General features: G+C 45.2%; 3 protein-coding genes and 1 pseudogene. All 4 read right to left on the reverse strand.

The window, feature by feature from the left end:
* Positions 1 to 127 precede the first annotated feature (127 nt).
* Positions 128 to 358, reverse strand: a pseudogene (locus IQ254_RS31170) (DUF5615 family PIN-like protein); the annotation flags it as partial.
* Entirely contained in the window at positions 355 to 579 is a 225-nt protein-coding gene (locus IQ254_RS31175) for a DUF433 domain-containing protein (RefSeq protein ID WP_193970008.1), read from the reverse strand. The gene IQ254_RS31175 and the pseudogene IQ254_RS31170, both read right to left, overlap by 4 nt.
* Positions 580 to 652: 73 nt before the next feature.
* The gene (locus tag IQ254_RS31180; RefSeq protein WP_193970009.1) at positions 653 to 925 is read right to left on the reverse strand and encodes a DUF3303 domain-containing protein; all 273 of its coding nucleotides are present in this window, start codon (positions 923 to 925) and stop codon (positions 653 to 655) included.
* Between the two features lie 225 nt (positions 926 to 1,150).
* Complete coding sequence (locus IQ254_RS34175) at positions 1,151 to 1,246, reverse strand: transposase (protein ID WP_369011301.1); 96 nt, start codon at positions 1,244 to 1,246, stop codon at positions 1,151 to 1,153.

Raw genomic sequence — 1,246 nt, forward strand, 5'->3', positions numbered from 1 at the left:
AACCGACAACGGTTGCACTCAACTCTTGGATATCTGTCCCCAGTGCAGTTTGAAGACAACTACTGGCTCTCTCTAGAGGGCCTGAACGTAGCTTAAAGTACCTGTCCACTTTCTTGAGTCAAGATCAACCAACCTGAAGATAGATAAACTTGGGTGGATGACCATACAGCAAACTCCGCTGATGAAAGTCAGAATCTTTGGAAACAATCACAAAACCATTTGTCTTTGCATACTCCCAGATCACTGCATCGTCTGTATTGGTCAGTCCTAGCGCCTTAACCTGCTCAGAATCCGGATACAGATCGCTAACTCTGTGAATGATGCGGTCGGATAGGTTTTCATCTAAAAGCAGCTTCACAGTGATGCCACGAATAATTTTTTCTCGCGATCAGCAGCAAAAGCAAGACACGCTTTGATATCCTCTGAAGTCAGTTCAGAAAAATCCTCCAGAATTTCCGCTTCGGTCATCCCGCCTGCTAGATATTCCAAGATATCGTACACAGTGATTCGCATTCCCCGAATACACGGTTTACCACTGCGCTTCCCAGGCTCAATCGTAATAATGTTTTGATAGTCCATAGAAGGGCATGATAGAAAAACGTCTACTCAATTATATCGAGAACTCTTGCTCCCCAGAGTAAAGAGGAGAGTTTTAGAGCTTATCTGCAATGTGCTGAGCAGCATCTGCCGAAGTCCGCACCGGGATGATTTCAAAATGACCGAGATCGCTCCAAGCTTCGATCCAAACCTCAAACAAGGCTCGGTCGTCTGTTCGCATGAGTTGGAAGCACCGAAAATAGTCTAAATCTACCCAACTGTCTACATACTCAAGACCGGGTGGCAATTGACGACCACGATCGCGGGCACGACGGTAAATATCAACAGCCGCTCCTGCATTGAAATATTCGATGACCATATAGAGCATTGATTTCAACCTCAGCACCACTTTGTTAACTTAACGCGCTGACTCTCAATCGTCTCACAGATCACCTCTAAACATCGCCATAACCGACAACGCAAGCCGCATAACGTTCGCAATCACCGGACGCAGATAACCTATGCTATAAACCGTATACTTCAAAGTTCCGGTGCATTGCGGTTGTTAGCCGTTTCTTGATCGGTTCTTCCGGCAGCATGGTGATAAGTTTTTCTAATCAGAAAAGCAAGCTAGCAAGCGCTTACGGAAATTCTCAAAGTTTACAAACCCATAAGCTTGGCGCTTAATCAACTTAATTCGATTGTTGAT

It is taken from the genome of Nodosilinea sp. LEGE 07088 (genome assembly GCF_015207395.1).
GTDB lineage: Bacteria > Cyanobacteriota > Cyanobacteriia > Phormidesmidales > Phormidesmidaceae > Nodosilinea.